Below are 24,239 nucleotides of genomic sequence, written 5' to 3'. Positions count from 1 at the left end.
ATATACTATGACTAAGTTATGACAAACAAATGAGGTGTCTCTATGCAAAACATAAAAAAGTATAAAACAAAAACTGGTGGTGTTTTTGATTGTCGCTGTGATTCATCTTTTACTTTAATTCAAGCAGATTCTTCACTTTTTTCTCTAATTGGATATACTCAAGAAGAATTTCAAGAACGTTTCCAAAATCAATTAATCCAAGTTATTTATCAAGAAGAACGTGAACATATTTTAGATGAAATTATGCGTCAAGTCAAAAAAGATGGTGTCTTTATGTATGAAAATCGTTTAGTATGTAAAGATGGAACTTTAAAATGGATATGGATTAGTGCACAATATATAAAACGTAATCAGGAAGAAGCTTTTTTTCATTGTATATTTCATGATATAGAAGAAGAAAAAAGAAATGAAGAAGCATTAAAGATTAGTGAAAAACGCTTAGAATATATCCTTTCTCAAACACAAGATATTGTTTTTGAATATGATTGTCCTCATAATGAAGTCTATTATTCTGATAATCTTGAAAAGAAATTTGGATATACCATTCCTATTAATGGATTTCCTGATTCTCTATTTTCTTCCCATATCATCTATCCAGATGATGAGCCCATTGTCCGTAATGCTTTTCAATTAATTCGTCAAGGAAAAGATCATATGCAATGTGAGTATCGTTTAAAATATCGTGATAAAGGATATCGTTGGGTTTATACACAAGGAACATCACTGCGTGATGAAGAAGGAAATCTGATTAAAATTCTTGGTGTCATTACAGATATCCATGATCAAAAACAAGAAATTATGAAATCAAAAGAAGAAGCTGCTTTAGATCCTTTAACGGGGTTATATAATAGACGAGAATGTTTACGTCAATTGGAAGATTATATTTCATTAAATGATGATTTATTTGCATTTATATTAATTGATATAGATGATTTTAAAGTGATTAATGATACTTATGGTCATACCAAAGGTGATGAAGTCTTATGTGCAATTGCTGAAGAATTAAAAGCAATGATTCGTCCACACGATATTGCTGCCAGACTTGGTGGCGATGAATTTGTGATATGTTTAATGAATTTGCCTGATTACCAGATTGCTACTAATAAAGCAGAACGTATTCAAACAACTTTTGAATTTATCTTGACTCAAAGACTACAATGTGAAATCAATTGTAGTATTGGCATTAGTTTTTACCCAGAACATGGACATAATTATGAAGAATTGTTTGAACATGCAGATATTGCAATGTATCAGTCAAAAAAAGAAGGTAAAGGACAATTTTCTGTCTTTACCAATCATAATCCTCAACAACAAGCAACTGTTGAACCACAAAAATATATGAAAAAAACTTTCCATGATCATATTATTGAATATGTTATACGTATTTTAATAACAAATTCTAATAAGCAAAAAGCGATGAATTATGTATTAGAATTTATTGGAAAAACTTTTGACTGTGATCGTATCACTCTCTATATTAAAGAAAACCATATTTTTCAGCGTTCTTATGAATGGATCAGTGATCCCATTTATCAAATCAATGAAACTCATTTACCAGTTGTTCAAGAATTACAAGATAAAGAAAACAATTCATCTAGAATTTTTGCTTATACAAATATTCAATCCATTGAAAATAATCAAATAAGACAATGGTTTACACAAAGATTAACATTGGCTGCAATTCTATGTCCATTAAAAGAAAATAATGATTTACATATGTTTTTATGTTTTGAAGATTGCCATTCGTTACGTCATGGTAGTGGTGAAGAACGATATACACTCCGTATCATTAGTGATATTATTCACTTGTTCTTACACAATGAAATACCTTACTAATAAAATATAGTTATATCATTCTTAACTTATTTCTTTTGTGCTGCTATTATTAGCAGCTTTTTTTAATGACTACAATACTTGATATTTTCATTCATTACATATGAGATATACTTCTTTTTATTATCAAACCAAAACACCTTTATTCCACCATAACACTCTTTAATGACAATCTTTTAATTTGTAAAGAGTAAACATAAAGAATAATTTCATAAACCACAACAAAAGCAATCAGTGTAATCAGAAGAATTTGAAAGTCAAAATGATAATCAGGCATATTCTCAATATTTGCAAATAAGACTGTCACCATCAATTTGAGTAAAACATATTGATACAGTGTACCTATGAAAAAGCCAATATAAGCAAACAATCTATATGCACCTAAAATCTTCTGACTACAAATGCGATGTTCATACCCAAATACCCTCATCATTGCAATCGTCTTCACATTTCCTTTGACTACTGTAGACAAGGACAGAATTAAAGTTATAAAACTTAGTATTAATCCAATTGTGATAATCATAAAAGCATAGTTTTCACTTGCAAGTTGCTTCATAGACATAGACATCTGCACCATTGCAGAAAAACAAAATGCTGAAAAAGCGGTAAAGAAAACAAGTGTCTTTTGAGATCTAACTGTTGTTTTAGGTAATTCTTGTAAAAAAGGGAGTTCACTATTTTTATACTTGATTTTTTTGAATTTCACTGGCTTAATTTCTCTTAATAAGTTAATAACAGGTTGTTTCAGTTTAAAATCTGCATACAGTACAGAGATTATTGAAAACAACAGTGTTGGAGCAATTGTAAGTAAAAAGCATAACAATGGATGAAATTGCACCATAATATCTGGGAAAAGCTTATCTGTGTTATTTTGCATATAGAATGTTGGTAAATAAAGATAAGCTATCACATATCCAACAACACAACCTAATAAAATACTCAGACCAAACACCCAAAAACTTCTTGCAATTGTCATATTCGAATATCCTAATGCCTTTAAAATACCAAGTTCTTTGCAATGTATGTCAATATAATTTTTTATATAAAACATCAGCATAACGACTGATGTAAGCACTAAGCAACACCCTGATACTATCGCTATGACCCTTCCCATAGAGACAACAGCATCATACATAGCCTTACCGGCCACCATTGTGATTTCACTTTCCATTGCAACAAGATCAAGATTATAGTTTAGAAAAAGAGTACATACAAATACTGCACAACATGCAACAATAGATATTCCTATCAGTTTAAAAACATCCTTAAATCCAACAATCATATCTATCACCACCCTATCTCATAAGCAGTTTTCACTGTGACATTTTTATAGACTTCTGATACTCTACCACTGTTCATATGAATAACTGTGTTTGCCATTTCTGCAATATTTTGATTGTGTGTAACCATAACAATAGTAAACCCATATTCATTATGTAATTTACATATATAGTCCAGAATTTGTCTACCTGTTTGCTCGTCTAATGCTCCCGTTGGCTCATCAAGAAACAACACTTTAGGTTTTTTAGCAAGCGCTCGTGCAATCGATACCCTTTGCTGCTCTCCACCTGAAAGTTCGCTGGGAAATTTGCTCTGCTTACCATCAAGACCTACTGCTTTAATAATTTTATGATAATCTTTATTATTGGCAAGATCGGCTCCCATTCTTACATTTTTTTCAACATTCATATTGGGCAATAGATAATATTGCTGAAAAATAAATCCTATGTTACATTTACGAAAACGTGTCAATTCTACTTCTGAAAACTTCGTAATATCGACATTATCATACGCAACAATACCACTGTCAGGACGCTCAAGACCTGAAATCACATTTAAAAAGGTAGACTTCCCTGATCCTGATGCACCTAAGATGACTGCAAAATCTCCATCAGCGATTTCTAAACTGATACCCTTTAATATTTCCGCTTTGTTATCACCTACTCCATAAGCTTTTATAATCTTCGAAATTTTTATCATTTCTTTATTCTCCTTTATGTACATACGTATCTGTACTTAATATAATATTCCTTTTAAAATCATCACTCCTATATTACAATGTCAAGCAATTGATATATATGACAACATAATCACAAGATATTTCATACAAAGAAAATCAATCTACATACAAAACCTATAGTCATTTTCTCCCAGCATGTAATCAATAAACAAAAACTTTTTTAAAATATGTGTATTGAAATAAACTCTCCTATTTTAGAAAAGGTCATGACTTCTTAAACCTCACCTATTGACAATATCTGAAGTAACCCACGTAACACTTCAGTCATCATTGTTCCAATTTCATCAGTAGTAAATACACACATATTGGTAGCACATAATACTGCAATACCATGTGTATATATCCATAAATGCTGATATAGTTTTTCAGCAATCTTGTCGTGAACACCAAAACTAGACTCTACTGACAAAAGAATTTCCGAATAGTTTTCATCAATAATAGGTAAGACATTTTGGAAATTGGGTTTATTTTGTTGCTCTGACATAAACAAAAGTTGAAATAGCTTAGGCTCTTCGATTGCAAATTTGATATATTGCATACCAACCCCTTTAAACGCTGGTGTATCTTTAAGACCTGCATTTATATATTCAGCATATAAATCTCTTGCCAGTTGCTTTGCTGCTTCGCTTACCTCCTCCATGTTTTCAAAAACAGTAAAGATAGGACAAGCAGAGCTACCTAAACTTCTACCAAGTTCCCTTGCTGTTAAGCTCTCCACTCCTTTTTCTTTAATAATATTTAGTGCGGCAGAGGAAATCTGCTCTCGTGTAAACTTTGCTTTTGGTGGCATAACCACGCCTCCTTTATTTATAACATACGTTCTATAACATATGTTCTATTATGTGATATAAACCTCGCTTTGTCAAGGAAATACTATCCACTTCCTTTACTAATATATGTCTTTTCATATTTTTTCAGATATTATAGATACCACTATTTCAATAGTCATTATCTCTTTTTGATATAAGAAAAGCTATATAATAGCCTCTTAACAGTTCATACTTCCGTTCATCCATTTCCTTCATATATAAAGATAAAGTTAATTCCAATATTGCAATTAAGTAATGGATATATTTAAAATTTACTGACTAATCAATGCTTGACAGTCTATAAATCATTTGTTATGATATTCAAAACAGACCGTTAGTTTGTTAGGAGGACGTTATGGGAAGAAGCAAACAACCAGAACAAACACGAGAAGCCATTATTAATGTTTCAGCAGAACTATTTTCAAAAAAAGGCTATGAACAAACAAGTATACAAGATATTCTTGATATCACAAAACTTTCAAAAGGTGGACTTTATCATCACTTTAAATCAAAAGAAGAGATTTTAAATGCTGTCATGCAAAAACGTGTTCATTATGTTAATGAAAGATTTCATAATATTATCAAAAATACACAAGGTGAAAATGCAAAAGAAAAACTCAAAATAATACTTTATCAACTCGTAACTGACACAGAAACTTATTCACTTGACAAAGCGATAACTACTCATATTGATCCCTATTTTGTAGTAGGTGGTATGCAAAGCTGTATAAAACAAGACGCTCCTATCATTTGTAAACTCATCGAAGAAGGTATTGAAGATGGATCTTTTACAACAACTCAACCTGCGCTTTGTTCAGAAGTGTTCTTAATGCTCTTAAATTATTGGGCAAATCCTATCTTGTTTGAACGTAACTATGCGGATACAAAAGAACGATTAAACTATTTGCAATTTACCATGGCTCAACTTGGATTAGATATTTTAGATGATTATCTCATCTCTGCTTTGTTAAAAACATATGCTTAATGAGTAATTATCGTAAAAAATAACTGTTTTTTTACAGTTTATTTTTTGACCTAAAAAAAGACCAACGGTCGGTTTTTAAAAATAATAAAGGAGACAATACCAATGTCAAAACTGATAAAGTTAGAATTACAACGTATCAATTTAAGATTTTATTTCATCACATCTTGTATACTAGCAGGAATCATATTAACATTTATTTACTTTATAGCAAATGTCGCACAAATCACACAAGAAAGAACATTTATGACTTATAATAACATTTTTCAATTGACCTGTATTATCAGTCTTTTGACTTCTAGCATTCTATCAACAGTAATGTATAACCATTTGATTGTAAAAGACTTTTCTTATAAACAGATATTGCCTTTGTCTTATTTAGTTTTTGATTCTAAAATATTGATAATAAGAGTATTCTTAATCTTTTTATTCATAATGATATCAATAATAATCCATACAATAATACCACTTATTTTCTTTTCAATGACTGAATCATTTATTCCTATTGTATCAGATATCATTACAGTGAATTTATTATTATCCACCTTTCAATCAGTTCTTATTTCTTCAATATTTTCTAACACCATCGGAATTATCATAATGGGTATTAACACAATCAAAAAATCAGTTATTATGACTCTGATAAGTTTCTTTATACTATACGGTATTTATGGCAATATTATCATCTTTGTTAATATCTCTGATAGTCTCATAGCCTTACTGCTTATTATTGGAATATCACTTTTTGTAATAAGCAGTATAATCTTCATATTATTAAACAAAATCAATCATACGGAGGAAAAATAAATGAAACAACCCTTAGAATATACACAGACTGCTTTAGCAGCATCTAAAAACAAAACAGAAAGAATGATGAATGCAACTCATTCTATTATTAAGAAAAGTAAAAAATTGCGTCATCCATCAAAACAAGTTGATAAGATTGGAACTGCAGTGAGTGCTATTGTTAGCCTTTGTCTCATTATTTATGGTGTAATTCAATTTTTGAGTGAAAAACCATTATGGTCATTAATTACATTATCAGTTGGTAGTATATCATTTGTATCAAATCGTATTCATCAACATAAAGTAAATCACTCAAATCAAAAATAGTTAGAGAAACACAAAAGAAGCAATATTTGCTTCTTTTGTACTTTCACTATCATTCATCTTTATAAATATAAGTATTTTTCCCGCTCTTTTTAGCCTGATATAATCGTCTATCAGCGCATTCAAATAATTGTTGATAATTCATTCCATCTCTATCATAAATAGCAACACCAACACAACACTGTATACGATATGTACGATTTCTTGTTAATCGAATTTCAGAAATTGTTTTTAGAAAATCATCACATTTCCTTTCAATCTGTTCATTTGTAAACTGATCTGGATATTTCATAAAAACAACAAATTCATCACCACCAAGTCGACCAATAATATCATTTTCTCTAAAACTTGACATAAGTACAGATGAAAACTTTTTCAATGCTTCATCTCCACTTGTATGTCCTAAAGTATCATTAATCACTTTGAAATTATCAATATCAATAGCAAACATAACATGACATTGATGAGGATTTCTTTCTAATTCTAAAGTAATCATATTTTCTAAAGTCATTCGATTATAAGTTTTCGTTAGTCCATCTTTTTGAGCCCGCTCTAACAACTGCAAAGCTCGCTGTTTTTCTTGACTGATATCTGAAATACTTCCAACAATACGTAATAAATAACCTTCTTCATTTAAGATAGCTTTTGCAAAAATTTTAACCCATATTTCTTCACCATTTGCTTTAGGAAGAATACATTCTATTTGATCACTTTCTACTTTCCCAGCCACCATTTTTTCTATCAATGGAATGTAAGTATTTGTTTTCCCTTCAAAAAGCTGATAAGTCAAAACAAGAAAACCATTTAACTGTCTTGGATAACCATATTTACTTACCCATAAATCTGAAAATGTCATTTGATCTGTATTTGTATCCCATTCAAAAATAACAGATTCTGTTTCTTTTAGAATCATTTGATAACGTTCTTCACTAATCATTAATTGTTCTTGAGCTGCCTTTAATTCAGTAACATCTAAGACTTCAACATAATATATAAGACGATGATCCTCTTGGATAATCTGACGTTGATCAAAAATCCATTGCATTTTATTATCTTTGTTTTTTATACGATATGTATTGGAAATAACAGAATTAAATTCTAAATTCTGTAAAGATGCTTGTAAAGCCTGATAGTCCTCTTCCAATATTAATCTATAAATATCTTCATGAATAATTTCTCTAATTTCTTCTTGCGTATATCCAGCCAATAAACGATTATCTTGTTTGAAAAAGACAATTGTATCTGGTTTTGTTACTTCATGTTTATAACTTGATCCTGGTGTATTAGAAATAATAGCATCCATACGTTTATTCATTTTCTTAGCTGTTCTTGCACCTTGATACTGTAAATAGAAAAAATATAAACATGTGATTAAAAGAATAGAACTGATTTTCAATGCTAGAATAATTGTCTGTTCAAAATTATGACTCATCTCCTCCTGTATTGTTGTATAAGGTAAAACCGTTAACATAAACCAATCAGTATGTGCAATCGGAGAATAATAAGCGTATCGTGTTTTTTCATTTAATTGAAAAGTCAAACTCCCCTTTTTACCACTATTTAAGTTTTCTTTCATTTCTTCTATTATTGATTCATCATTATGGGACTTACCTAACATATCAAAAAAATGACTATCTATATCTTCACTTGAAATCAGATTTAACCCATCACTTTGAATAAGATAAGATGAAACATTACCAGATAAAAATGAGAGTTCAAAATATTCATTCAATTTTTCAATATTTAATGTTGCACGAAGCACTCCAGCAAAATGATTGTTTTGATAAACAGGGACACTCATAACAATCACTTCTTTTTGATCAATCATACTTGTCATCAAATTAGAGATATAACTATTTCCTTTTTTTCCTTCAATGTAATATTCTCGATTGGAAGAATCATGTTGAAAATGATCACTTGTATAAGATATTCCCTGTGCATTAGTAATAGCTACACGAGAAAACATATCTGTTTTTAATAATGGTTCTAACTTTTGAAAAGCCATTGCACTGGTAATATCATCTTCTTCTGAAATTAATGTTGCATATGATTGTAATATATAAATCTGATCATTTAGTTTTTCAGTAACAGCTGTGTTTGTTTGTTGATTATTTTCTTCAGTTATAGAGCGTAAGTTATCTTCTATTCTTTTCCCATTACGATAATTATAATCATAAAAAGAATAGTATAGTAATACTGCCATAACTAACAAAAAAGCAATTTTTATAAAATTATTATTTAAATATTTTTTCATAATCAACACCTACTTTATACGAAACCTCTTCATTTATTATATCACATATTCATCACACAAGAAAAGAAAACTCCTATTCCTTTTGTCTATAAATCAAAATAAACTGCTTATTAACTATCAAAATTTCTCTTCAAACACATAAATCATTATTTAATAAAATAGACAGAAAAAGAGTATATTCTTACATTTTAAGAAGATACTCTAAAATTTGGATTATTATTTAAAATTATAAAGTTATATGAAATATTTTTTCATGTGTTTGATATACTTGCCCATTAAGAATAATAGCATCAAAATGATCATTGATAACATCTATTTCTAATGATTTCACATTATGCTTAATCATAATATCTAAATTTTTATCAATAAGTGTTGCATTCACTTCAATAGCATATTCATCGTCATATAAATATAAATATGCATTCTTTTCATAACAGAAGATTGTTAGTTTATACATTCCATCATGTTCAAGAGAATTCTTTATATTATTTTTATATTCTACAAGAATAGAACCATCTTTCATAAATAAAGGTATTCTCTCCAGTGGTGTATCTATTTTATAATATTGATTTCCTAATAATATGCCCTCATTACCATTGATAGCTTTCCAATACCCTGCTGGCAGATAAACATTTCTACTTCTCGCCTCTGGCAAAATAACAGGTGCTACCAACAATGAGTCTCCAAACATATACTCATCTTCGATTGTATGAATGAATGGATCATCAGAATATTCAGCAACCAGAGCCCTCATCATAGGTAAACCATTCTGACAACTTTTTTGAGCATAATGATAAATATATGGCAACAATCTATATCTAAGTCTCATATAATCAACAACTATTTTTTCAGCATCCTTACTATAATTCCATGGTTCTCTAGGAGTAGTTCCATGAAATCTTGTAATTGGAGTAAACATCGCATATTGTGCCCATCTCACATACAGTTCATCAGATGGTTTAGACCCTGTAAATCCTCCTGCATCATGAGACCAGAATACTTCCCCACATAATCCAGCACTTAGTCCTGCTCTTATGACACATTTTAATGCTGGCCAACTTGTTTGCGTATCCCCCGCCCAGGTTACTGGATATTTTTGTGTTCCTATATACCCAGATCGCCTAAACATAATATGTTCATTTGTCTTTTTATATATAAGTTCATCAACTGCTTTTACATAATAATAAGAATAAATATTATGCATTTCCTCTCCTGTTTTTCCATTATAAAAGACAGCATTACAAGGTGTTCTATCAGCATAATCTGGCTTTACACAATCCATTCCATCATCAATAAAGACTTCTAACTGACTTTGCCACCATCTTGTTGCATCAGGATTTGTAAAATCTACCAATCCAGCGGTTTCTCCACTTTCGATTCGTGCATTATGTCCATCTTGATCTTTAACCAGATAACCTTTCTGACTTGCTTCATGATATAAATCTGTATGTTCTGCAATATATGGATTTATCCACATACAAAGATGATACCCCTTTTGCTTTAATTCTTTAAACAGCGTTTTTCTATCTCTTAATTTTTCATCATCCCATACAAAATCGCAGGCATCTGTTCCTATTGTATTATAGAAAGATTCTTTCATCCAACCTGTATCTATATTAATGCAATCAATTGGAATCTCCTTCTTTTGAAGCATTGATGTTAATTGATCAAGTTCTTCATTGGTATTATAAGAGCACTTACTCATCCAAATACCTAATGCCCATTTTGGAATCATATAAGGTTTACCAACCATTCTATAATAACGTTCTAACATCTCTTTAAAATTATCTTTAGCCCATATAAACAAATCTAAGCATTTTTCATATACCATAACTGAAGCTGTTGGATAAGAAAACGTTCCTATTTCAAATTGACTTTTGTATGTCGTATTAAACAACATCCCATAATTATAATTAGAAAATAATACGGGAATTGATTTATAACTTAAATCAGTTGTGTTGGTCCCCATTGTATCTGCACCCCAAATTGTAGCCTTGGTATGACGTTTATCTAAAGGACTAAATTTTTCACCCAACCCATAAAAATGTTCATCATTTTTCATTCGAAAACTAATAACTGGTTGTTCAGTTAAATCATTTAAATTGTTTCGATAAGCCATTGGTGGTGTAACACACCAACTTTTTTTATCTGTATTTTCCAAATCCCATAATAACTTTCCTTGGGCATTATAAAGACAAATATTAAATAAATCTTTTTGTACTTCCAAATAAAGAGAACTATTTTTAATTATATACTTATCTTCACTTTCTAAAACATTTGTTTCTGTCATATATAAATTTTTATCTTCAAAATCAATTAAAGTCGTATGAGTTTGACGAGACTCTTTAGACATTATGATTCTAAATGTTTCTTCACAATAATTGATAATACTCAGATAAATTTTTGTAGCATTTTGTGTTTCAACAATAAACTCTACAAAACAATCATTTTGATAACTGATACCTTTTACAGTCTTTAAAATATCTATATCATATCCTTCTTGATGAAAAATACGATTATCATTAGGTATCAGATTAAATTTATTTGTAATCACGATTGACTCTCCCTATATATTAATAATTTTGTTATTTTATTTTTTCATGTACATGGATTAATTTTTCAGCCAGATCACAACATAGTGAAGCTGACATAAAATGATCCTGTGAATGAATTAATAAGATTGATTTTTCAATTTCTTTTCCATTAAGTTCATCCTGCATCATTGTTGTTTGAATTTGATGAGATTGTGATAACTCACGTCTTGCATCCTTTATCATTTTTTTAGCCAAATCAAAATCATGATGTTCAGCTGCTTCAATGGCTTGCATTGCTTGAGATTTTGCATTCCCTGCATAAAATATCAATTGCATTGAATCTTTTAATACATTTTCATCCATTACTTTTTCTCCCCATATTTCATCTTATTTGCCATTTTTACAAAAGGCATCCACAGTAAGATACATAATGCCATAATAATAATTTGAGCAACAGCTCCTGTCCACGAACCTGTATATAATAAACCAGAAATCACTGGCGGTACTGTCCATGGAACATGATTTGAAATAATCGGTATAAAGCCAATCATTGTTAAAACCTGTGCCACAAAGAATGAAACAAGCCATGAACCTATATATGGAATAAAATAAATAGGATTAAGGGCTATTGGCAATCCAAATGTCAATGGTTCAGAAATATTGAAAAGTGCTGGCATAGCTGCAATTTTAACGAGTGATTTGCTTTCATCACGTTTTGAAAATAATAACAAAGCGACAATTGGTGCAACTGTTAACGTTCCAGAAGCAACAACAGAGAAATTCATAAATATTGTAGAATATAAATGTTGAGCAACACCTAAAACATTCTCATTACTTGCGATATCCCAAGTCACTCCAAAGATTGGACTCCATACAGATGAACCATGAATACCAAACCATTGTAATAGTGGCTGAGTAGTTACAGCTGCTAATGCAAAGAAAGGTGTACTTGCGATTGCCATTGCTGGTTTTTGTAAAGAATTTAATAATAATTCAGGTATAGACATATTGAAGATACTTTGACATCCCCCTGCTAAAACAACAAATAAAGATATTGAAATTAGTCCAGGAATTAAAGATTCAAATGATCTTGCGACTGCTGGTGGTACGGAATCAGGCATCTTTAACTTAATATTTTTCTCTAAAAGTTTATTGTAAAGATAAACTGTAACTCCGGCTATAATCAATCCGGCAAAAATTCCTTTTTGTCCAAGATAATCAGCATTTAATCCTGATATGACAACATCTTTACCATCTAACTGTGTTGTAAACTGCCATGGTAGACAAATAAAGAATGAACCTAATGCATAAAAACTAGAAATAATAGGTTCTCTGTTTTTTGGAAAAAATCTTTTTGTTAAAAAGAATGCAAACCCACAAACAATTAATATTGAATTAATTGTCATTGTTCCTTGACTAAATAAATTAAAATAAGCTTGTAATCCTCGTAAATTATCTGCCATCCCAGAAGTTGACCAAGCTTCCATTGAACCACTGATAAACGCTCCTATTCTTAAACCACTTTCACCAAAAATAACTCCATTTGGATCTAAGAATACTGAATTAATCATAATCGCAAAACCAGCTATCATAAGTGGTGTTGCTGCCATAATAAAAGTATCTCTCATTGTCAACAAAAGTCTATTTCCTGAAATTTTGCTGATTGTCTTATTCAATTTGACTGATAACGCATTTAAATTCATTTTAACCCCTCCTATTTCTCCTCTATCTCTTTTTCAATTCGATCAGCAATAACATCACCATTCATTGAACCAAACTCTTGCATCGTTAATAATATAACAACTTTATCTGGATAATCCTTTTTGACATTGTCATATTGCCATGCTATTTGCGGACCAAGAATAATAACATCTGCCTCTGGTGCGACTTCTGGAAGCATTGACATATCAAATGCTTCCACTTCAACATCATGTCCCCTTGCTAATAAAGACTTTTTTGCAAATGAGCCAACTAAGCTTGTTGACATCCCCGCATTACAAAATAAATAGATAACCATATCTTCTCCTCCTTTTGTTACCCCTTACAATTCACAGTATACACAAACTTTTTCTATTTGTCTATACTTTTAATTTATTTTTATAGACATATTTATTTTATTGTCTATAGTTTTTATATGAATTTCATAATTTTCTATGTAAAAATACTATATTTATGTTAGAATATGAATAGACATTTGAATGTCAAAGAAGTGAGGAGTGATTTTATGGATAAAGATTATTCATTTCCAAAATATAAAATAATTTATGATGTACTTAAACAAAGAATAATAGATGGAAAATATAGTGATAATAACTATCAGATACCTGATGAATTAACATTGTGTGATGAATTCAAATGTAGCCGTATGACTATGAAAAAAGCCCTTGATATTTTGGTATCAGAAGGCTTCATTTATCGTAAACGTGGTCATGGTAGTTTTGTATTATATAAAAATTCATATAAAAATTCTGTTCTTCAGTTGTTTGATCAGGATTTAGTTAGTTTTAGTGAGTTAACCGAAAATGAATGTACTTCTAAAGTTTTGGAGTTTCAATTATTGTTTGCAGATGAAGAAATAGCCAATAAACTTAATATTCATATCCAAGATTCCGTATATAAAATAGTGAGACTACGTTCTTTAGACAATGAACCCTATTTAATTGAAACAACTTATATTAGTACCACTTTAGTTCCAGGTTTAACTTTGGAAATATTATCAAACTCTTTATTTCATTTTATAGAAAATGAAACCGATTTAAAAATCACAAGTTCACAGCGTACATTAAGAGCTATGATACCAAATGAAATTGATATACATAATTTATTATTAGAACTCAATGAACCTGTTTTAGAATTAGAGGCAATTGTTTATTTATCTAATGGAAAAATATTTGAATATTCTACTACACATTATCGATTCGACAAAATAGAATTTACTGCTTTTGCACAAAGAAAATAAACGAGAGCTATTTGATTATTAATTGAACGATTATACAAAAAGAGTTTTAAATATTCATTGTTATCCATCTATCTAAGAAAGCTAATTGTTCATCAGTATGGAACCAATGTTCTCCATTTTCCATAATTGTAAGAGAAGCATTATGATTTTGAATATAAGACTCAATTGTTTTACGTGAAGTTAGATGGTCTTGATCTGCATAAAGGATGGCTGTAGGTACTTTCCAGTTGATAGGATGGTTTCTCACATATTCTAAATACTTCCAAGATAGTGTTTCTCCAAATTGAGTCTCAATCTCTCCTTTTTGACAAAGTTCCTTCTCAGTGACATTTGCCCATCCCATCATATCTGTAATCAGTTTTTCCATATCAACAATTGGAGATATGAATAATGCTTTTTTTATTTTCTGACCTTGTAATGCATTCATACAAAAGTATGCCCCAATACTATTAGCAACGATAGTCATTTCATCATACTCCATAGCCAGTTTTTTATATTCATTTTCTATTTCATCTTGAGTATCCCATGGAAATTCTCCCTTATAATCCAATCCATAAATATCATATCCAATACAAACAGATTGATAACGGTTAGCTTCTTTGGCATTTCCACCTTTTCCATGTATATATAATATTGCTTTTTTCAATGTTATCACCTCTTAAAAATCATTATTTTCAACATTTAACCAGCGTATAAAAGCTGTTTTATCCGTCGTATTATATCCAGCCTTTTGATAAAAATCTAATGTTTTCTTATCCTTTGAACCTGTTAGCAACATAATTTTATAACAATTTTTCTGAATTGCTAAATCTTGTGCATATTTTAAACATTCCGTAGCATGTTCTTTTCCTCTATAATCTTGATGTGTAACAACATTTTCTATAAGAGCATAAGAGCTTGCATTTCTTGTTAAATTAGGAATGATAATACATGTACAAGAAGATATAATCTTTTCATCTATTATTTTTATAATAATATGATAATTATCATTTTCTAAAATCTGATTCCATGTAGACATGAAATGATCAGTTAGTTGAGGAATTGATTTTTCATGTAAATATAAATAGAGATCTAATAATCCTTTTAAATCTTCTTTTGTAACTTCTCTAATCATTTCATAACCTCCATATATTAAAATATAAAATGTAAAACTATTGGTATTAACAAAACAACAGCAATTCCAATTAAAAAGACATTAACAACTTTATTGAAATCTTTCTTTTGTTGGTCATTCATATTTTTGTACCATTCCATAAATATGTCCTCCTTTTCATTTGAGTTTTTGATCTTTTTGTCTAATAAACTCCACAAAAGCAAATATAATAGAGATGACAGTTAATACAGAGACAATAAGTTCTGACATGTTGTCTGCATAGTCTGCTTGGGTTGGAACAATGATTCCTAAAAGAAGAAAATAGATACACCAAAGTAATCCGATCACAAGCAATGTCATTGTGACATACTTTAATACAACTGCAAATTTATTAATCACTCCTCGCATAAATTCTACTTGCTTTGGTGAAGGTGCTTTTTTGCGCAAAACAGACTTTAAACTACCAAAGATAACACCAATGACTATTCCCATTGATAAAGCCATAAAAATATGACGTAAACTATTCATATCCATTCCCCTTTCTCAGAAATGAAAACCATAAATATATTCCTTATGATTAACACCTATTAAAAAACTCAAATAAACTTATTTTCTATTTTTATTCAGTTTATAATAATGTTCTAAATGAATTCCAATATGTCCAATTCCTAAAATAACTACAGCAATTAACATCCAAATCACTTTTCCATATATTCCTAACAAACCAAATGCCATCACAGGCAGTGTTGCTCCGGCAAGCGGAATAAACAAGATGCCTGTATAAAAATCTTTTAGTTGACGTTCACTACAAAAATACTTTATCCACCAAATTTCATATAAAACCATCAGCATAATTGCTGCTATGAGCCATCCACTCCACGCTGTTATTTCACGAAAATTAAAATCTGAAAATATCAATGCACAACAACATACTAATATTTCACCAATACGTTCAAATAAACCTAAAATCTTATTTTCTCCATCAGCAGTGTAACCTTCTGGTTTTTTTCTTGCCCAAATCATATTTGGAATAAATAACATCAGTAAAAAGATGAAACCAATATATGAAAATCCGAAATGTCCCATAACATTACCTCCGTTAAATAATTATTCTATAAACCAGATTTCATCATCAACCTAAATGATCATCAATATATTTTTTCACCAAATCCCAAAAAGCACTGTAATCATTATTCAAAGCCAATTGATTATACAAATCATTATATTTTTGTTCATATTCTTGTGGTGACATTGCTTTAGCTTTTTTCAGCAAACTCGCTTCTTTGCTTGCACCACAATTTTCTAATGCTTGTAATATTTGAGGAAACATTTCTTGCATATTTCCATTTATAATTTCATCTAATCCACCCATCTGAATTTCAGTATCATAATCAATAATAGTAATAACATCCTTTATAAAGTGAGGATATTTATCTAATACACTTCGTACATTATTTTCTGAATAGATATCTGCCATAGCTTGTAAAAATTCATCGCCATGTAAATTATTTTCCAATGCTTTATCAATAAAATTCACTTATTTATATCCCCTTTGCATCCCATATACATAATCATTGTTTTTAATCTCTACTTACTCCATAAGTCTCTTTTTTATCTTGCATTTATCATCACACCATTTAGGGTATAATTCCTTATTCTCTTCCCATAGTTCTTTTAATTCAGAGTGATTAGAAAGAACTTGATTAATAGCCATGACTGCCTTTTGTTTAAGTGACGTCAAATCAAATTCTTTTAGTGTTTCTATCCATTCAGTATAACTATCATCACATCTATAAGATGTTCCATTTATTACACTATCTATCACTGCAGCTGACACTAAAGCATAATGTCCCTCGTCATAACCAACATAATCAGTCTGTATTGCCTTATCAAAATACTTTTCCATTTCCAGCATAATATCTGTTGATTCCTTTAAATCATCTAAAGCATCATAAGCAGTATCATCATCAAACACACCATAATCCCATGCACCCATATATTCATTTCCTCCATAAATTCTAATTCTATATTATTAACTTTTTTAACAAATACCTTTGAAAATTTATCAAGTTTTTTAACTTCTCTATATATTCTCATTTATATCATTCTTTGTCATTTGGATAAATGAGAATTTTTTATTTTAAACTATTAATCTCCTTTTGTAAATTTGCCAAAAATCTACCAGCATGTGCACCATCCATCTGTGTATGGTGAAATTGAAAAGAAAGTGTTAAGTAATATTTAAACCATTTCTTTTTGTATCTTCCCCAAATGATAAATGGGTTATTAAAAATGCCACTGTTCATACCCACAGCACCATCAATTTCTGTATCTATGATTGCTGATGTACCTATTACCATACTATTGTTGGATAAATCTCTATCTTGACAGTTTTCTGCAACCTGAGAGGTATATTTTAAATATTGTTGGTTGTATTTATTCAAATCTTCCACATATAAAATGTCACACGAACTGACTTCTCCATCTTTATTTTTCACGATCGTATTAATTGCAATCGTATCATATTGCATAAGTTTATCGCCTACAGGAAGTGTATAAAACTCTTTTACACTCACAGCAGCTTTTCCAATGCAAAAATCCAGAAGCATATTGAACTTCATGTGTTTTCTTTTACTCACTTTCATCAGATTCGTTACATCCAAAGTCTTAAAAAAAGTTACCATTGGATTGGGAGCTTTCATCCAAAGTTCATATGCCATGGCTCTGGTTGTATCTTTTGGTTGAACTTCTTTTGCCATCATATCCTCCATCAAATTCTCATTTAGTTTAACTTATTATATCATACATCAAATAATTAAGCATTATAGTTATTGACTATGTTCTCATTTAGATATGTCTAAAAATGATTATTTTTACAAAAAAAGTATCGCTTTGAATCTCAAAATTAAAGTGAGGTAAAAAAATACCCCACAATTATTGAAAATACCACTATTTATTGTAATAAATTTAAAATTTTATATGGACTAAAAGTTATTGACTTGAACAAATTTTATTCTTGATACGTAAACTTGCTTCAATATGCATAATCCAATGTCTTGAAAAGGGCATTAGAATTAATCCTCTTATATCTTTTCCACACCAATAGTCAATAAGCCATATCGCGCTTTCATCTGTACTGACCACATTTAGACATTTTAAAGTCTTTTTTCTATCTTCTGAAATTTTGTTTCTCATATCTGTATAAGATAGATTTTTAATTAATTTCTCAGTACTCTCTTTCACCTCAAAAATATAGGAATAAAGTTCATCTAAATTTAAGTTTTCTGAAAATTCTGCTATTTCATATTTCACAAGTTCATTTCCTGTTGTGATAATTGATGCATTGATTCGCTTTTGATAATTCCCTTTAAAGAAAACTTGTTCATCACCATTTATCAATGTATGTGCAACAATATCCTCTATACGGAAAATATGCCATATAGAATAAACAATAGTTTTACTATGATAGCCTTCTGCATTTATAAATGGTATTGTATTGAAATCTTCTCTAATCAATTCATCTTTTATAGATACGAGCACTTTCATAAGACTATTACGTAATTCAAACAATGTATCAATACCTTCTTGATAAGTATCTTTCCTTTTTATTTGTTCCTGTACAGTTTTATGTAATTTAGACCATTCTTTATTCATAAGTTTTACCTCTGTTATTTTCTTCACTATTTAGAACAACTGGTATTTATCTCTCTTATAACTTTTTCACTTAACTGAAATTTACCTTTAAAAAAATTATAAGTACTTTCGAAAATACTTATCCACTAAAGTACTATCATAACCATCTTCTCCACGCCAATAAGTCGCATAAGTCCAATCATGTTTTGCCGCCTCTGGTCTATCGTATGATTTAGGAGTTAACACTCCTATACACGACAATATCTCGATTATAACATCACGCTCAGCTTTATTTGTCTTTAACAGTGAAATCTCTGCTAATTTGTTTCTCAAAGCACTTGGATAATCATTAGAATGACAACTCGCTACTGCATTCAATATTTCTTTAAAAATTTCAGCATCCTTACTAGTTGGTTCAGGGATTTCTTCTTTCATAAACTGTTCCAAATCAAAAAGTGTATAAATCAAATCTCCATGACGAAGTCCTCCCCATTTTATTCGCTCAAAATTCAAAACATTCAAATCTATATTTTTGTAGTATTCTTGTCCTACTACTCCATATTTTATATCACGACATATAGCACAAGTATAATCTATGTGTGTCACTGCATCACACTCATAAAAATAACCTGATTCAATAGGCGTATATTTATGCTCTGTAAATAGTTTTGCAATATAATAAGAGCATACTGCACTTCGCCATTCTAAACGTCGTGTAGACAAACTACACATGAATGCTCGTGTAACTTGTTCCATAGTAATTGTATTTGCAAGTTTTACTATTTTTTTTACACATTCATCATGAGAAATCGTAATTGGCTCAAACATTAATCCTTTTTCTTTTGCATATGCAAAATCTTCTGGTGATGTGTAACGTTCATTCTCCATTTTCCATCCATTACTTGACCAATAGGTACTAAACAATATCTTCTTTGCTTTTTTATCCATATTCCACCTCATCTATGCATAAAATTCAGAGTTTAAAATTCCTACATCCATATTCAACAATTTTTATTCTATTAAGCCCTTTTTCAAGGATACTGCCTTTGAGGTATATACATCAGTTGTACTAAAAACAAAACATTCTTCTACATAACTGGAATTTGTAGAAGTAATTACAGAATATCCTTGCTATAAAAAATAATCTCTTTGTGATGTGTTTTTGCATATTCAATTTCTTGCCTAACCGAATGACCAATATAACTATTTACATATACCACATCAATAGTATCACTCATATCGATTTTTTTAAAGTGTGCTTGTTTTAAGATTTTCTAACATCAGTGCAGTAATATCAATATTCATATCATTATAAGTGCATTGTAAAACATCATACCCTTTTATGCATTCGAAATCAAAAGCTATTCTTCTCATTTACTGAATTATAATGCATTTAGAAAATAAATATTTATTTATTTTAGTATCTCACTTATAAGAGTTAATTCATTAGAAACATTTGAAACTTGTCCACCTTGATTGTACGTTTTTTCTAATGATAATTTATTTAAATCAAGATAATGAGAATTATTGAGAACATCATATAACTTCATATATAAACTTATTGGAAATTCTTCTTCCCATTCAGTTCTATAGCCATATATTCCTACTCTCTTAATAAGCCTAGTTAAACTTTCAAAAAGTGCATCCATAAATTCATTGTAATCACAGCGAATCTTCGTAATTTCTATTTGTTTATTTCTAGTTTCATCTTTAAAACAATTGATTTGTATAACCAAGTCATTATCTTTTTTATTAAATAACCAATCATCAATTGCAGGTTCTGAATATGCAGTGAATCTATCTAAAGATCTATTTTCTATATACCCTCCAACATATAAAAATGCCTTTAATAAATCATTTAAGAAATTTGAAATCCAGCTATAAGAAAAGTATAGATTATTTTCTTCAGTTGTAATTTTCCCTTCTATCCAACCAGCTTCCAATCTCTCAAAGTCTATTTTAATCACAATAGTACACCTCCACAAATTCTCATTTTTAATGTTCCTTAGTACTTTTACAAACAAAAAATTATCAAATTATTTTAAGCACCATTTTACAATATTTGTAATCAGTTTTGTTGGCAATGCTTTATTATAAGGAAAGTAGATTGCATTTTTCTTTGTAACAAATTCATTTAATTCAGGTGCAAACTCTTCAATAGCTTCAACTCCTACATAAAGACTAATATGATTTTTACAAGCAGAAAAGGAAATAGACTTTCCTTCTTTTTCATAGTATGGCATACTCCATAATATACGTTCATTTATATATGGAACACTATTTTGTAATGTAATCATCATTTCTGTTAAATGAGAATGTGTTTCCGATGGTTGCGAGTCTATATATTCTAATACTGTTTCAGCTGTTTTTCCACAATAATGTCCTTGATTTGTTCTTTTAAACTCTCTTCCACATTTAGGGCATTTCCACATATTTAATTTCCTCCTCAACTTTTGAATTTATACTTATATCTTTTCATAAGATTCTTTCCCCAATTCTCATTTGTAAGTATAAATAAGAATATATCTGCTCAATCTTTTTTATTATATAATAATTTCTAAATAACCTATAATTTTTGATAGAACAATAGATTTTGTATCATAATATTTTCCTTTATAATACAAGACAAAATGACTTGTATTTTCGTCTTTTATATTAACAATGCAACACTCTGGTAAGGTAAACTCTTTTCCTTTAGTATAAGTAATCTTTTTATTATGTTGAATACCAAAATAGTCTAAAGTTTCTATCAGTTTTGTAAAAGAACATTGCCATGCCTTTGTTTGCATAATATTGATAACTTCATCTACACTAAGACCTGTCAGCATAGCAATACAGATTTGTCCACAATATCCATCTTTTGGATAACTGACACTTTCAATAGAGTTAATCTTTCGTATAGGATTTTCCTTAGTATATGGACTATCATGATTTATTCGAGTTAATCCACTAATGACTTCCAAGGAAACACTTACCACATCCTTTATCTGATCCGCAATTTTCTTTGCAACCGGTATGTAATAGATTCCTTCTCCTTTTGGAATCAGTCTGCACTCAAAAGGATAATCTTCTATGGAAACTTTAACTGAAATCATGCCCTTTTGACCAAATTCTTCCCAGACATTAAAGGGAATTTCAATGAAATATCGATTCCCTTGCTTGAATATTTTTTCTACAAATCTACATTTCATTGTATTTTAACCTCCCCATGATAAAGCAACAAATTTTAATTTTTACTACCCTTTATGACTTCTACAAACTAGGATTTATTTATATCTTTGTGTATGTGTATACATCAACAGATACAATTTCCTGACCGCCCCAATTCTTTTCTTGTATAGTATAATTCTCCTTGATAAAACCATTATTTAATAATATTTTTGCTGAATATATATTTTTTGGCATAACAAAAGCATTAAGTGTTGTAATTCCAATTTCGTTTACTAAATAATCAACCATTAACTTTAAAGTATTTGTTGCTATTTTTTTATTCCAATAACTTTCATTCACTTTATATCCTACTGTTATTTTGTTTTCTCTTTTTTTATAGTCAAACATTTCTGCCAAGCCCACCAGTCTATTAGGATTATCCTTTAAATAGATGCCTGCAATTATGAGTTTTTTCTTTTCAAAATCTCTTTTCCCAAGATTTTTAATTGCTGTCTCTAATGCTTTGTTACTTTTTTTATACAGAAACGGTGGTATAAACCTATATATATTATCATTATTACTCATTTCTGATAATGCTTCAACATCATTTAATTCCATTTTTCTTATAATCACTTTATCATTTTCCAAATAAGGAAATATCTCAAATAACTCTCTCATTATAATCTCCACAAATTCTCATTTACAATCTAGCTATACCAGAATTTACCAAGTATATTGTCTAATGTGATGTATCGCCTTTTGCCTATCTTTATATACTAAATTTTGCATACTTTCATCATAAATTGTATGATAATCTTCTAAGGCTTGAAGAATGACATCTATAAGTTCTGGCTTATTTTTTGCTATGATAATTGTATCTTTTATACACTGCCTAGCTGTTATAGGCTTCTCATCTTCAATATGCTTCAACCATTCATGAATAATTTCATTCACTTGATTATCTATATCCCATTTTGAATTATATGCAATTAAACGTAATCCTCTAGTACGAATATATGAATTATCTTGATTATTCATCATTTCAACAAATCGATTGAAATATGGATATAAAATATTGCTTTTTTCACTTAAAGCTAAAAGTTCTTTCAAGGCATTATATGCCTGTTTATTTTCTGAATATATTAGCATATCTATTTGTTGAGTAATGTTCATTTTATTGCCTCCTATATCATCAAAAAGATCATACAATTTTTCCTTTTACAAATTCTTACTTTTATTACTTTGAGAAACTAGGATTTCACTGTTTCTTATCTTTACATTTCTTTTTTTCATTAAAATATAATCCTACAGCGATAATAGCATATACTGTTGTATAGTTTAAAGCAAAAATAGGATAAGGTGGTTTCTCACCAATTTCAACAAAGAAACTCAAACAAAAAATAAATAATAGGATAAGAAGTAACGAAACTATATAATGTACACATTCTTGTAGTAATTTATTTTGTAATCTTACAGTTCTAAAAAGACAGATAAAGCCTACACCTAGAGTACAAATAGCTCCTCGCAGTAAAATATGTGTATTGCTGTCATATCTTTTTTCCTGTATTACAAGTTGGATAATACTGCTGCAAAATGTTGTAACTGCAAATAATACACAAACAAGCAAGAAGTATTTTTGAGCTTCTTTAAACATTATATATTCCTCCTCGAATTCTAATTTATATGTATATTCATTTTAACATAACCATATACAAAATACTATTTTAACCAAAAGGAATAAGATAAATTCAAAAAAGATAACAACCTAGGCTATCTCAATTCATCACTTACATAAGCGATGTTCAGCGTTTAAAATACGGTGTGCAGATATACCTCGCCGTATAGTTGGGAATAAGCGTTCT

29 protein-coding genes are annotated in these 24,239 nt (G+C 29.5%); 4 read left to right on the top strand and 25 right to left on the bottom strand.

Annotated features, from left to right (window positions below; all coding sequences use genetic code 11):
* Nucleotides 1-42: 42 nt before the first annotated feature.
* A complete protein-coding gene (locus BN1865_RS04060) occupies nt 43-1,836 on the top strand; it encodes a sensor domain-containing diguanylate cyclase (protein WP_050635989.1) in 1,794 nt (597 codons plus the stop codon).
* 139 nt (nt 1,837-1,975) lie between these two features.
* Here BN1865_RS04060 and BN1865_RS04055 read toward each other — a convergent pair whose 3' ends face one another.
* The 3 genes from BN1865_RS04055 to BN1865_RS04045 form a co-directional block, all read right to left on the bottom strand.
* Nucleotides 1,976-3,115 carry an FtsX-like permease family protein gene (locus tag BN1865_RS04055; protein WP_050635988.1) on the bottom strand — a complete coding sequence of 380 codons (1,140 nt, stop codon included), beginning with the start codon at nt 3,113-3,115 and terminating at the stop codon, nt 1,976-1,978.
* 5 nt (nt 3,116-3,120) lie between these two features.
* A complete protein-coding gene (locus BN1865_RS04050; protein ID WP_050635987.1) occupies nt 3,121-3,813 on the bottom strand; it encodes an ABC transporter ATP-binding protein in 693 nt (230 codons plus the stop codon).
* 254 nt (nt 3,814-4,067) lie between these two features.
* Entirely contained in the window at nt 4,068-4,643 is a 576-nt protein-coding gene (locus BN1865_RS04045) for a TetR/AcrR family transcriptional regulator (protein WP_050635986.1), read from the bottom strand.
* 374 nt (nt 4,644-5,017) lie between these two features.
* On the opposite strand from BN1865_RS04045, the gene BN1865_RS04040 reads away from it, so the two are divergent.
* Nucleotides 5,018-5,647 (top strand): TetR/AcrR family transcriptional regulator, encoded by a 630-nt coding sequence (locus BN1865_RS04040; RefSeq protein ID WP_050635985.1) that lies wholly within the window; start codon nt 5,018-5,020, stop codon nt 5,645-5,647.
* A 371-nt stretch (nt 5,648-6,018) separates the two neighbouring features.
* On the opposite strand, the gene BN1865_RS18285 is transcribed toward BN1865_RS04040, so the two are convergent.
* Entirely contained in the window at nt 6,019-6,189 is a 171-nt protein-coding gene (locus BN1865_RS18285; RefSeq protein ID WP_157844077.1) for a hypothetical protein, read from the bottom strand.
* A gap of 262 nt (nt 6,190-6,451) precedes the next feature.
* Here BN1865_RS18285 and BN1865_RS04035 point away from each other — a divergent pair, with 262 nt between their 5' ends.
* Complete coding sequence (locus BN1865_RS04035) at nt 6,452-6,757, top strand: hypothetical protein (RefSeq protein ID WP_050635984.1); 306 nt, start codon at nt 6,452-6,454, stop codon at nt 6,755-6,757.
* 49 nt (nt 6,758-6,806) lie between these two features.
* Here BN1865_RS04035 and BN1865_RS04030 read toward each other — a convergent pair whose 3' ends face one another.
* From BN1865_RS04030 to BN1865_RS04010, 5 genes are all read right to left on the bottom strand, one after another.
* A complete protein-coding gene (locus BN1865_RS04030; RefSeq protein WP_050635983.1) occupies nt 6,807-9,008 on the bottom strand; it encodes a sensor domain-containing diguanylate cyclase in 2,202 nt (733 codons plus the stop codon).
* Nucleotides 9,009-9,234: 226 nt separating this feature from the next.
* On the bottom strand, nt 9,235-11,562 hold the full coding sequence (locus BN1865_RS04025; protein WP_050635982.1) for a glycoside hydrolase family 31 protein: 2,328 nt from the start codon (nt 11,560-11,562) through the stop codon (nt 9,235-9,237).
* Nucleotides 11,563-11,593: 31 nt separating this feature from the next.
* Complete coding sequence (locus BN1865_RS04020; RefSeq protein WP_050635981.1) at nt 11,594-11,905, bottom strand: PTS lactose/cellobiose transporter subunit IIA; 312 nt, start codon at nt 11,903-11,905, stop codon at nt 11,594-11,596.
* The gene (locus tag BN1865_RS04015; RefSeq protein ID WP_050635980.1) at nt 11,905-13,245 is read right to left on the bottom strand and encodes a PTS sugar transporter subunit IIC; all 1,341 of its coding nucleotides are present in this window, start codon (nt 13,243-13,245) and stop codon (nt 11,905-11,907) included. The genes BN1865_RS04020 and BN1865_RS04015 overlap by 1 nt, the downstream gene beginning before the upstream one ends.
* A gap of 11 nt (nt 13,246-13,256) precedes the next feature.
* Entirely contained in the window at nt 13,257-13,559 is a 303-nt protein-coding gene (locus tag BN1865_RS04010; RefSeq protein WP_050635979.1) for a PTS sugar transporter subunit IIB, read from the bottom strand.
* 207 nt (nt 13,560-13,766) lie between these two features.
* On the opposite strand from BN1865_RS04010, the gene BN1865_RS04005 reads away from it, so the two are divergent.
* Nucleotides 13,767-14,501, top strand: a complete 735-nt coding sequence (locus BN1865_RS04005; RefSeq protein ID WP_050635978.1) for a GntR family transcriptional regulator — start codon at nt 13,767-13,769, stop codon at nt 14,499-14,501.
* A gap of 46 nt (nt 14,502-14,547) precedes the next feature.
* Here BN1865_RS04005 and BN1865_RS04000 read toward each other — a convergent pair whose 3' ends face one another.
* The 16 genes from BN1865_RS04000 to BN1865_RS03930 form a co-directional block, all read right to left on the bottom strand.
* Nucleotides 14,548-15,147 (bottom strand): alpha/beta hydrolase, encoded by a 600-nt coding sequence (locus BN1865_RS04000; RefSeq protein WP_050635977.1) that lies wholly within the window; start codon nt 15,145-15,147, stop codon nt 14,548-14,550.
* A 12-nt stretch (nt 15,148-15,159) separates the two neighbouring features.
* A complete protein-coding gene (locus BN1865_RS03995; protein ID WP_050635976.1) occupies nt 15,160-15,615 on the bottom strand; it encodes a GNAT family N-acetyltransferase in 456 nt (151 codons plus the stop codon).
* Between the two features lie 17 nt (nt 15,616-15,632).
* Nucleotides 15,633-15,755, bottom strand: a complete 123-nt coding sequence (locus tag BN1865_RS18915; protein WP_255351749.1) for a hypothetical protein — start codon at nt 15,753-15,755, stop codon at nt 15,633-15,635.
* A 16-nt stretch (nt 15,756-15,771) separates the two neighbouring features.
* Nucleotides 15,772-16,122 carry a hypothetical protein gene (locus BN1865_RS03990; RefSeq protein ID WP_050635975.1) on the bottom strand — a complete coding sequence of 117 codons (351 nt, stop codon included), beginning with the start codon at nt 16,120-16,122 and terminating at the stop codon, nt 15,772-15,774.
* 78 nt (nt 16,123-16,200) lie between these two features.
* A complete protein-coding gene (locus tag BN1865_RS03985) occupies nt 16,201-16,680 on the bottom strand; it encodes a hypothetical protein (RefSeq protein ID WP_050635974.1) in 480 nt (159 codons plus the stop codon).
* 46 nt (nt 16,681-16,726) lie between these two features.
* On the bottom strand, nt 16,727-17,131 hold the full coding sequence (locus BN1865_RS03980) for a DMP19 family protein (protein ID WP_050635973.1): 405 nt from the start codon (nt 17,129-17,131) through the stop codon (nt 16,727-16,729).
* A gap of 54 nt (nt 17,132-17,185) precedes the next feature.
* The gene (locus BN1865_RS03975; protein ID WP_050635972.1) at nt 17,186-17,590 is read right to left on the bottom strand and encodes a DUF4259 domain-containing protein; all 405 of its coding nucleotides are present in this window, start codon (nt 17,588-17,590) and stop codon (nt 17,186-17,188) included.
* A 139-nt stretch (nt 17,591-17,729) separates the two neighbouring features.
* Nucleotides 17,730-18,353 carry a CatA-like O-acetyltransferase, family 2 gene (locus BN1865_RS03970; RefSeq protein WP_050635971.1) on the bottom strand — a complete coding sequence of 208 codons (624 nt, stop codon included), beginning with the start codon at nt 18,351-18,353 and terminating at the stop codon, nt 17,730-17,732.
* 232 nt (nt 18,354-18,585) lie between these two features.
* On the bottom strand, nt 18,586-19,248 hold the full coding sequence (locus BN1865_RS03965) for a hypothetical protein (protein ID WP_050635970.1): 663 nt from the start codon (nt 19,246-19,248) through the stop codon (nt 18,586-18,588).
* A gap of 96 nt (nt 19,249-19,344) precedes the next feature.
* Nucleotides 19,345-20,175: a hypothetical protein gene (locus BN1865_RS03960; RefSeq protein ID WP_050635969.1), complete on the bottom strand. Its 831-nt coding sequence runs from the start codon at nt 20,173-20,175 to the stop codon at nt 19,345-19,347.
* 464 nt (nt 20,176-20,639) lie between these two features.
* Nucleotides 20,640-21,194 (bottom strand): hypothetical protein, encoded by a 555-nt coding sequence (locus tag BN1865_RS03955; protein WP_050635968.1) that lies wholly within the window; start codon nt 21,192-21,194, stop codon nt 20,640-20,642.
* Nucleotides 21,195-21,263: 69 nt separating this feature from the next.
* Nucleotides 21,264-21,659 carry an iron chaperone gene (locus BN1865_RS03950; RefSeq protein WP_050635967.1) on the bottom strand — a complete coding sequence of 132 codons (396 nt, stop codon included), beginning with the start codon at nt 21,657-21,659 and terminating at the stop codon, nt 21,264-21,266.
* A gap of 111 nt (nt 21,660-21,770) precedes the next feature.
* Nucleotides 21,771-22,418, bottom strand: coding sequence for a DUF1905 domain-containing protein (locus BN1865_RS03945; RefSeq protein WP_050635966.1), 648 nt, complete (start codon nt 22,416-22,418; stop codon nt 21,771-21,773).
* Between the two features lie 79 nt (nt 22,419-22,497).
* Nucleotides 22,498-23,025 carry a GNAT family N-acetyltransferase gene (locus BN1865_RS03940; RefSeq protein ID WP_232780317.1) on the bottom strand — a complete coding sequence of 176 codons (528 nt, stop codon included), beginning with the start codon at nt 23,023-23,025 and terminating at the stop codon, nt 22,498-22,500.
* A gap of 75 nt (nt 23,026-23,100) precedes the next feature.
* Nucleotides 23,101-23,550: a hypothetical protein gene (locus BN1865_RS03935; RefSeq protein WP_050635964.1), complete on the bottom strand. Its 450-nt coding sequence runs from the start codon at nt 23,548-23,550 to the stop codon at nt 23,101-23,103.
* Nucleotides 23,551-23,635: 85 nt separating this feature from the next.
* Nucleotides 23,636-24,031 (bottom strand): DUF6608 family protein, encoded by a 396-nt coding sequence (locus tag BN1865_RS03930; RefSeq protein WP_050635963.1) that lies wholly within the window; start codon nt 24,029-24,031, stop codon nt 23,636-23,638.
* Between the last annotated feature and the right edge of the window lie 208 nt (nt 24,032-24,239).

Origin of the sequence: Candidatus Stoquefichus sp. SB1, assembly GCF_001244545.1 — a bacterium.
Lineage (GTDB): Bacteria > Bacillota_I > Bacilli_A > Erysipelotrichales > Coprobacillaceae > Stoquefichus.
Note: the sequence above shows the minus strand (reverse complement) of the source record. Positions and strands in the feature narration are given on the sequence as shown.